The sequence below is a fragment of the Leucobacter sp. CX169 genome (genome assembly GCF_017161405.1).
Lineage (GTDB): Bacteria > Actinomycetota > Actinomycetes > Actinomycetales > Microbacteriaceae > Cx-87.
Map to the genome: position 1 here is coordinate 99,129 of NZ_CP071051.1, position 9,174 is coordinate 108,302.

8 protein-coding genes are annotated in these 9,174 nt (G+C 68.8%); 4 read left to right on the top strand and 4 right to left on the bottom strand.

The features are described 5' to 3' along the window. Positions 1 to 19: 19 nt before the first annotated feature. Together nucS and JW030_RS00515 are read right to left on the bottom strand one after the other, a co-directional pair. Positions 20 to 712, bottom strand: a complete 693-nt coding sequence (gene nucS, locus JW030_RS00510) for an endonuclease NucS (protein ID WP_188045898.1) — start codon at positions 710 to 712, stop codon at positions 20 to 22. A gap of 9 nt (positions 713 to 721) precedes the next feature. Continuing rightward, complete coding sequence (locus tag JW030_RS00515; protein WP_188045897.1) at positions 722 to 1,936, bottom strand: sugar MFS transporter; 1,215 nt, start codon at positions 1,934 to 1,936, stop codon at positions 722 to 724. A 196-nt stretch (positions 1,937 to 2,132) separates the two neighbouring features. On the opposite strand from JW030_RS00515, the gene JW030_RS00520 reads away from it, so the two are divergent. The 4 genes from JW030_RS00520 (at position 2,133) to JW030_RS00535 (ending at position 7,108) form a co-directional block, all read left to right on the top strand. Then, positions 2,133 to 3,065 (top strand): helix-turn-helix domain-containing protein, encoded by a 933-nt coding sequence (locus JW030_RS00520; RefSeq protein WP_188045896.1) that lies wholly within the window; start codon positions 2,133 to 2,135, stop codon positions 3,063 to 3,065. 88 nt (positions 3,066 to 3,153) lie between these two features. Further along, a complete protein-coding gene (locus JW030_RS00525; RefSeq protein WP_188045895.1) occupies positions 3,154 to 4,728 on the top strand; it encodes an alpha/beta hydrolase in 1,575 nt (524 codons plus the stop codon). Between the two features lie 134 nt (positions 4,729 to 4,862). Beyond that, positions 4,863 to 5,561 (top strand): hypothetical protein, encoded by a 699-nt coding sequence (locus JW030_RS00530; protein ID WP_188045894.1) that lies wholly within the window; start codon positions 4,863 to 4,865, stop codon positions 5,559 to 5,561. Positions 5,562 to 5,617: 56 nt separating this feature from the next. Next, positions 5,618 to 7,108, top strand: coding sequence for an alpha/beta hydrolase (locus tag JW030_RS00535; protein ID WP_188045893.1), 1,491 nt, complete (start codon positions 5,618 to 5,620; stop codon positions 7,106 to 7,108). Here the strand turns inward: JW030_RS00535 and JW030_RS00540 are convergent. After that, positions 7,105 to 8,439, bottom strand: a complete 1,335-nt coding sequence (locus JW030_RS00540) for an MATE family efflux transporter (RefSeq protein WP_188045892.1) — start codon at positions 8,437 to 8,439, stop codon at positions 7,105 to 7,107. The two genes, JW030_RS00535 and JW030_RS00540, sit on opposite strands and share 4 nt — an antisense overlap. Next, positions 8,436 to 8,801, bottom strand: coding sequence for a hypothetical protein (locus JW030_RS00545; RefSeq protein WP_188045891.1), 366 nt, complete (start codon positions 8,799 to 8,801; stop codon positions 8,436 to 8,438). Before JW030_RS00545 ends, JW030_RS00540 begins: the two co-directional genes overlap by 4 nt. Positions 8,802 to 9,174 lie beyond the last annotated feature (373 nt).

Genomic DNA, 9,174 nt, shown 5'->3' on the forward strand with positions numbered 1-9,174 from the left:
CGGCCCGGCGGGCACCCGCCTAGAAGAGCGCGTTCACGTCCTCCAGGCCGCGCATCGCGTCGTAGTCGAGGACGACGCAGCGGATGCCGCGGTCTTCGGCGAGCGTGCGGGCCTGCGGCTTGATCTCCTGCGCCGCGAAGACGCCCTGTACGGGCGCGAGGCGCGGGTCGCGGTTCATGAGCTCGAGGTAGCGGGTGAGCTGCTCGACGCCGTCGATCTCGCCGCGTCGCTTGATCTCGACCGCGACCGAGACACCCTGCTCGTCGCGGGCCAGGATGTCGACCGGGCCGATCGCGGTCATGTACTCCCGGCGCACGAGCGTGTGTCCCTCGCCGAGCACCTCGATCTGCGCCGCCATGAGCTCCTGCAGGTGCGCCTCGACGCCGTCCTTGATGAGGCCAGGATCGATGCCCAGGTCGTGACTCGTGTCTTGCATGATGCCGAAGATCGACACGATCAGTTGGTCGGCGGTCTTCGCGTGGACGACGCGCCACATCTCGGTCACGCCGGCCGCGACCTGCTCGTCGCTCGGCTCGATCGGAGCGAGCGAGCAGGGCGGGCTCATCCAGTTCAGCGGCTTGTACGAGCCGCCGTCGGAGTGGATGAGGATGCTGCCATCGCCCTTGAGCATGAGCACGCGAGTCGCCCGCGGCAGGTGCGCGGAGAGTCGACCCGCGTAGTCAACGGAACAGTCTGCAACAACGATACGCACCCAGTCATTCTAGGCGGCGGGCTGGGGCTCCCGTGCAGCAGCGGCGAGGATCCCGGCGACCGCGATGACGAGCACGAGCGGAAGGAACGCATTCAGCAGACCGAAATGGTCGCCGAGGAAGCCGAGCAGCAACGGGCCGATCAGGTACGCGCCGTAGGCGATGGCCGAGACCGCCGCGACGTCGCGCACCGCGGTCGCCGGGTTGTCCGCGGCGGCCGAGATGCCGAGCGGGAAGCCGTAGGCGACGCCGACGCCCCAGAGGATGGCCCCGACGACCGCGAGGGGGATGGCGGGGGAGAGGATGACGAGCAGCAGCCCGACGATGCACAGCACCGCGCTCGCGCGCAGCATCGTCACGCGGCTGAAGCGGGCGAGCATGGGCCCGCCAGCGAAGCGGGCGACGGTCATCGACACGTAGAACGCGCCGAGCGCGAGCGCGCCCGCGTCGTTGGTGATGCCATAGCCATCCACCAGTGCCATCGGCAGCCAGTCGCTCGCCACACCCTCCGCGAGGCTGAACGAGAGTGCCATCACGCCGACCAGGACCACGCGGCGGTCGCGCCAGGGGCTGCGGGGGCGGACGCGGGGCGCGGCCGTGCCGGCCGGATCCTGCGCGTGGTGCAGCTCGCCGCCGCGAACGTCGGCCGGCACGACGAGCAGCGCGCACAGCACGCCGCCGGCGATCACGATGAAGGCGAGCAGCAGGTGCAGGGGCACCGAGACGCCGCCGGCCTCAGCGAGGGCACCGACGCCCATCGCTGAGACGCCGCCGAGGCTGTACGCGCCGTGCAGGAGCGGCATGCGTGAACGGCCGAGGGCGCGCTCGGCGTCGGCGCCGCTGACGTTCATGGCGACGTCGCTCGTTGCGAACGCGAACCCGAATGCGAAGAGGGCGAAGATCGCGGGGACCAGGTGCTGTTCCCAGATCAGCCAGGCCGCCAGGGGCATCGCGACTGCCTGCACCAGGACGCCGATGCGCAGGATCCTGCGCGCGCCGACCAGCGTGACCGTGCGCCCCGAGAAGATCAGGCCCGTGACGGAACCGACCGCGAGGCAGAGGCCCAACAACGCGATCTCGGAGGGGGTTGCCCCGAGGTGGTCGCGGACCGCGGGGAGCCGAGACAGCCAGGATCCAAACCCGAAACCGAGCAGGCCGAAGACGACGAAAATCCCGCCGACCCAGGCGTTCAGGCGACGGCGCTCATGCGCGGCAGAGTGGGGCACCGGGATCCTGACTATAAAACTGGGGGAGTCACAGCAGACTACTGCAGCGAGGCTCTCCCCGGGCAGCCCTCGTGCGCTGAACCGCTCGCCTGCGACGGTGAGGCCCGGGGGTGAAATGCGCCGCAGAATGACGCAAATTGCCCGTTCGCTGCGCACATTGCACCACCGGCGGCTGTCTGGCTGCTAGCGTTTCGCTGTGTCGCAGCAGAGTGCGCCCCAGGTTGAGGGGCTCGGAGAACGATCGATTACCCACTACGGACAACGCGAATTCGCGCGCGAGGGGGTGCGCGGGGTCGGCGGCGACCTGGGGATGAGCGCGAAGGTGCGCGCGTTCGGTCCCGTCCTCGTGATCGAGGCGTCGGGGAGTGGCTCAGAGTTCGAGCGCCGACCCGTCCGTCCGGGCCTGCCCACGATCGACGTGATCTTCGTCGGAGCCGGCGAGTTCGCCTACCTCGAAGGCGGGACCTGGCACGCCTCGCAGGGCCCGCTGATGGTGGCGCCGAGCGGACTGCCGCATCGGGTGCGGTTCACCAGCGAGTGGCGGTTCCTGGTGGCGCGGATCCCGCGGGACGCGCTGCTGCCTTTCGTGCCGGGGCTCACGGACACCGTCGGGATCTACGATGAGCTCACGATTCCGGAGCGCGCGATGGAGGCATTTCTCGCCCAGTCGGTGCAGAGCGAGGATGAGATCTCTGCGGGTGACGGCCTTACGGTGGGGCGGATGGTGCTTGAGATGGCGGGAGCGATGTTGCGCAGCCGACAGGGTGAGGCCTGGCAGCTGGGCACGCCCCAAGCGGTCCTGCGGGGCCGGGCCTGCGCGATCATCGCCGCAGAGCACGCGGACTCGGGACTCGACCCGGCGCGCGTCGCCGGCGGAGTGGGCGTCTCGCTGCGCCACCTCCAGACCCTTTTCGCCGACACGGGGAGCTCGGTTGCCGGGGAGATCCGGCGCGAGCGTGCGCGCGTTGCGCGCGCGATGCTCCAGGACAGTCGATTTGACGACCTGAGCGTCGAGCAGGTCGCCGGGCGCGCGGGGTTCGGCTCGAGCGTGAGCCTGCGTCGATCGCTCGACGTGCTGTACCAACTGAGCCCGAAGGAATTGCGCCAGCGGCGCACCCCCGCCGCCTAATCGTTCGGTGCGCGCGGAAACCGTGCAGATTGTGCGGTCGTCTCGCGCGCCGCTCCACCTCAGAAGGGATGCTCCGTAGTCTGTGCCCATGAGCATTGGGAACCGGGCTGGGCTGCGTCGCGTCGCCTCGGGCGTCGCGGGGTTGATCGGGGCGGCGCTGGCCGTGAGCGGTTGCGGACTGGTGGGTGGTTCGGGGGCCTCGCTCACGCCGACCGCGAGTGAGAGCGAGTGGCAGGCTGACGCATTCGCTGGGCTGTATGCGCAGGAGATCGACTGGTTCGAGTGCACCCCGGACGAGGGTCTCGATGCGTACACCGCGGACGCGCTCGAGGCGGCCGGGCATGATCTCAGCCAGATCGGGTGCGCCCTCATCGAGGCGCCCGTCGACTGGGACGACCCCGAGAACGCCGAGACGATCGAGCTGTCGATCGTGCACATCCCCGCCACGGGAAAGGAACCGCTGGGGACCCTGCTCGGAAACCCCGGCGGCCCGGGCGCCACCGGGGTGGACTTCATGCTGGGCATGGCGCTCTCCCCGGGCTTCGAGGGCGTCGCGGCGAGCTACGACCTGCTCGGCTTTGACCCGCGCGGCATCGGCGGCAGCACCCCGATCGACTGCGACGGCGCAGGATCGGACCTGCCCGTCGTGCAGCTCGGCGTCTGCATCGCCGAGAACCCGCTCACCCACACCATGGGCACCTCGCAGGTCGCGCGCGACATGGAGCTGATGCGGCACCTCATGCAGGACGAGGTGCTCAACTACCTGGGCTATTCCTACGGCACGATGCTCGGGGCGACCTACGCCACGCTCTTCCCCGAGCGGGTGGGCCGGATGGTGCTGGACAGCGCCGAGGACGCCGAGTGGGCGAGCCTGATCCACCTGTTCGACCAGCAGGTCGCCATCGCGAACGCGACAGTGGCGCTCGCGACCGCGTGCCGCACGGACTACGCGGACGAGGTCGAGGTGTGCCCGTTCGTCGACGAAGACTCGCTGCTCGCGGTGCTCGCCCAGCTCGACGCCGAGCCGCTCGTCGCGAGCGACGGTACCGAGATTACGGGTCAGCTGCTGCAGTCCTACCTGACAAGCGCCCTCTACCAGAGCCACTTTGAGCGGGGGCGCACCCTCGACACCATTGCCCTCGCCCTCTTCGGCGATCAGGAGGCGATCGACGAGATCGGCGCCGAGTTCGCCGACGACGGTTCCGGCATCGACATGGCCATGACCGTGGTCACCTGCCATTCGTTCCCCATCGAACCCAACATTCCGGGGCTGCTCGAGCACATCGAACGCGTCGGCATGCCGCGCCTGCTCGGCGGGCCGGCGATCGACGACGAGACGCTCGCCCCGTTCACCGACCTCTCGTGTTACACGCTCCCCGAGAGCGGGCTCGATCTGACCGAGTCGTTTTCGGCGCCGGACGCCGGGCCGATCCTGGTGATCGGGATTACGGGCGACCACGCGACGCCGTTCCAGTACGCCGAGGTGCTGACCGAGGAGCTCGGGAACGCCGTGCTGCTCACCCTCGACGGGCAGGGTCACGCGGCGTCGTACACCGGCCGCTCGAGCTGTGTGGACGATGCGGTCACCGAGTACCTGCTGGACGGGGTGTTGCCCGGCGAGGGCACGGTCTGCCGCGACGACGCGGTGCCCGCCGAGGGCTGAGCGCAGCAGTCAATCCACGCGATTCTCGTGCAACCCGCGCGAGATCGAGCCCGTTGGCCGATTCGTGCAGCGCAGGTCAGGCACACTGGCGAAACTGACGCGGAACACGCGTCCGATCAACGGGGGAACCACACATGCCTCAGGCCATTGACGACGCTGCGGTGACGCACACCGATTCCACTTGGATGAACCGGCACTTCGAGCTCGTCATCGCCATGCTGCTTGGCCTCGCGTCGATCGTCACCGCCTGGGCGTCGTTCCAGGCCTCGCTGTACGACGGCGAGATGTCGGCAGCCAACACCCGCGCGGGTGTGCTCTCGGCCGAGGCTGAGTCGCTGTACCTCGAGGGAAACCAGCAGTACCTGAGCGACGGTCAACTGTTCGACCGGCTGACCGAGCTGCGCATTCAGTCGACCAGCGCCGACGCCGCGGCCGCCGCGGTGGCCGCGGAGACCATCGACGTCCTGACGTTCCAGTCGATGAGCGAGGATTTCGCCGCGGCCGTTGAGTGGGCTGACGCCGAGAACGAGGCAGACCCCGAGATGTTCACGCACCCCCAGGGTGACGAGGCCTACCTGGCGACCCTGTTCGGCGAGTACGAACAGGTGAAGGCGCAGGCGGACACCGAGCTCGCAAACTCAAGCAAGTTCAACGACCTGGGCGATCAGCTCACCCTGAACACCGTGCTGCTCGCGATCTCGCTGTTCCTCTTTGGTATCGCCGCGATCCTGCGCACCTATCGTACGCGCCTGCTGATCACGGGAGTCTCCGCCGTGGTCATGGTGGTCGCCACGGTGCTGACATTCATCGTGGTGTCGACGCCGATCTCGTAGTGCAGCCGTGCGTGCCGGACGTTGGTCTGTCACCCGAACCTTTTGAGAGGAAAGCCATGAAGCGGTTTGGACTGTCGATTGTCGCCATTGCGGCTCTCGCGTTGAGCGCGTGCTCCACGGCGCCCGAGCCCGGCGAGAGCCAGCGGCAATCCGAGCGGTACCCCGGCGTCTATGCGCAAACGATCGACTGGGGAGCGTGCACCGAGGACTTCGGCATGACCGAGACGATGGCCGAAAAGCTCGAGTCGCGCGGTGCTCCCACTGACACCTTCCGCTGCGCCATGGTGGAGGCGCCGCTGAACTGGGACACCCCCGCGAGCCACCAGACGATTGAGCTCGCGGTCGTACATGTTCCCTCGACCGGGGATTCGCCGCGGGGAACGCTGTTTGGCAACCCCGGCGGCCCGGGCGGAAGCGGACTGGAATACACCTACGGCCAGACCACGCGTGAGGAATTCGGAGAGGTGCTGGCGAACTACGACCTCATCGGCTTTGACCCGCGAGGCATCGGCAAGAGCTCGCCGCTCGTGTGCGATGACGTTTCGGCCTCGAAGGTACTCGATATCGCTACCTGCGCCGACGCATACCCGCTCGCACACTCGATGGGGACCTCGCAGGTAGCGCGCGACATGGACTTGTTGCGGGAACTCATGGGCGAGGACCGACTCGACTACCTGGGCTACTCGTACGGGACGGTCGTTGGCGCGACGTACTCAACGCTGTTCCCCGAGCGCGTCGGACGGATGCTGCTCGACAGCGCCATCGGGTCGCAGTGGGCGAGTCTCACCGGACACTTCGACCAGAGTTCGGCAATCGTGAAGGCGATCGAGTTCATGCTCGCTGAGTGCGGCGTGAGCTATGAGGTCACGACGTGCCCGATCGCGAACGAGTCGGCGCTGAGACACACGATTCAGTCGTTCGAGGAGCAACCAAAGTTTGCGAGTGACGGGACCGAGGTCGGGGGAGGCATGCTCTGGGGTCACCTGCTGAAGGCGCTCTATGGCGGCACCGTCCCCCGAGAGATCGCGCTCGATTCGTTCGGGCGCGCGATCGGCGGGGAACAGGCCGCGATCGATGAGATTGCCGAGGCGATGAGTGGAGGGGGTGCTGAGGTGGGGCTTTCCGGCCAGATCGTGAGTTGCCACTCGTTCCCCAGAGACCCGGACGTGCTCGGCTTGGTGGAGCGCGTGGAGGAGCTCGGCTTGCCCGAGATGCTCGGAGGGCCAGCGATAACCGACGAGGCGCTGATGGGGTTCACCGACCTGTCCTGTTTTGCCCTTCCCGAGGCTGGCGACGACCTCACCTCGTTCCGGGGCTCTCCTGACGCGACCATCCTGGTGGTGGGCATCACCGGAGACCACGCGACCCCCTACGCGCAGTCAGTCGCGCTGGTGCGTGAACTCGGAAATGCGCGCCTGCTCACGCTCGAGGGCGAGGGGCACGCGGCCGCATACACCGGCAAGTCGAGTTGTGTGACCGAGGCGGCTACCGCCTTCCTCGTGGAGGGGACGCTGCCTGCGGAGGGCACGGTCTGCGCGAAGGATTAGCCGAGTACGACCCAGCGCTCGCCGCGGGCGCGCAGCCCCAGCGTGACCGCCCGGGCGAGCATGAACACGAGGGTGAAGCCCGCGGTGAGCGCGATCAGCGCCGGCAGGCCGGTCGGGGCGAGGCGCGTGAGCAGCCACAGCACCGGAAGGTAGCAGGCGAGGTTGACGAGGCTGGTCCAGGCGAGGTAGCGCGCGTCGCCCGCGCCCATCAGCACGCCGTCGAGCACGAAGACGATGCCGGACAGGGGCAGCGAGAGCGCGAGCACCAGCAACACGGGCGGCAGCAACGCGAGCACGTCGGGGTCGTCCGTGAAGATGCGTCCGAGCCAGGGGCTCAGCGCCGCGAGCAGCGCACCGAACGCGACGCCGCTCGCGGCACCCCACCAGACGGTGCGCGCAAGGACCTGCCGGGCCGCCCGCGCGTCACGGGCACCGAGGGCGTCGCCCACGAGGGCCTGCGCGGCGATCGCGAGGGCATCGAGCGCGAAGGCCGCGAGCGTGAAGAGCGTGAAGACGACCTGGTAGCCGGCGGTCGTGACCGCGCCGTGCACGGTGGCGGCCCCGACGGTCGCAAGTAGCGCCGCGCGCAGGCCCAGCGTGCGGATGAAGAGCCAGCCGCCGCTTTGGCCCACCCGCCGGAGGTCCGCCGCGTGGGGCCGCGGGCCCACGCCCGCAGCGCGCGCGTGCCGCGCGATCACCACGAGGTAGGCGATCACCATGCCCCACTGCGCGATGACGGTGCCCCAGGCGGATCCGGCGATGCCCCAGCCGAAACCGTAGATGAACAGCACGTTGAGGGCGGCGTTCAGTGCGAAGCCGATGCCGGCGACCGCGAGCGGCGTTACCGTGTCCTGCAGTCCGCGCAGGAGGCCAGCCGCGGCGAACACCAGCAGCATGGCGGGGACACCGGCTGCGGACGGCAGGAGGTACGCCAGCGCCTGATCGGCCACCGACTCGCCCCCGCCGAACGCCCCGACGAGGGGGCGCGCGGCGAACGCCAAGACGAGGGCGAGCACCGCCCCGAGGCCCAGCGCGAACCACAGGCCAGAGACGCCCGCCCGCATGGCGCCCGCGAGGTCACCCGCGCCGCGCCGCCTGGCCACCTGCGGCGTGGTCGCGTACGCGAGAAAGATCATCAGGCCGACGAGGGTGCTCAGCACTGCAGAGGCGACGGCGAGTCCGGCGAGCGAGTCGGCGCCGAGATGGCCGACGAGGGCGGTATCGACGACGAGGAAGAGCGGTTCGGCGATCAGTGCGCCGAGCGCGGGGATGGCGAGCGCCGCGATCCGGCGGTCTATCCCGCGGTCGGCACTGCGCCGGTCGGCCGTCACGCCACCGAGTCCACGACCCCGTTGAACCGGGTGCCGACGCCGTAGACGAACTCGCGGGCCGCCGCGGGGTTCGCGGGCTCGGGCAGGGCGGACTCGTCATGCTCGGCGCAGGTAATCAGGGTGAACTCGGGCCACCACTTCTTGGGGCGCGCCTGCTCGGTGAACCCGCACACCACGCACTGCAGCGTGACCCACACCGGCTTTTTGCCCGTGCGGTTCGATCGGGACTGCGCAAGCCAGGCCGGAGGGTGCGCGTTCATCTCGTCGAGCTCTGCCTGGCTGATCTGAGCGGGAATGCCGTGACGACGGGCCATCTCGAGCGAGATGTCGAGGGCAAGGGCAGCGTCGAAGCGTGAGGGCATGCCCCCAGGGTACGCCGGTGGCGGAGGTGGTGGGGATCCTGCCCTGAGGCGGTGGGCGCGCGAGGCGTGTGGCGAGTGGCCGTCAACGTGCGTTGTTCCATAGGATGTTCCCGGGGGGCGCCTTCGGTCGCTGGGGGAATTTTTTGGGGATTTCATGGCGAAAAGCTGTGTTTCATTTTGCTACGGACAGTCGGGGGACTGAGACCTGAGCTTTGACCGTTTATGCGTTTTCGATGACTAGCGCGCCCAGCGCGCGCTGACGTAGTCACACTCAAGTAGTTCGCCGTTTTGGCATGCCCACAAACGGCTCGTGGTTTCAGGGGATTGTGTGTTGAAGAGGTTCTTTTCGGGTGTCGTCACTGCGGCGCTCGTA

Excerpts from the sequence above, each read along its gene's own strand:
- JW030_RS00530 (WP_188045894.1), top strand. The coding sequence starts at position 4,863 with ATGCCTCAGGCCATTGACGACGCTGCGGTGACGCACACCGATTCCACT.
- JW030_RS00545 (WP_188045891.1), bottom strand. The coding sequence starts at position 8,801 with ATGCCCTCACGCTTCGACGCTGCCCTTGCCCTCGACATCTCGCTCGAG.
- JW030_RS00535 (WP_188045893.1), top strand. The coding sequence starts at position 5,618 with ATGAAGCGGTTTGGACTGTCGATTGTCGCCATTGCGGCTCTCGCGTTG.
- JW030_RS00525 (WP_188045895.1), top strand. The coding sequence starts at position 3,154 with ATGAGCATTGGGAACCGGGCTGGGCTGCGTCGCGTCGCCTCGGGCGTC.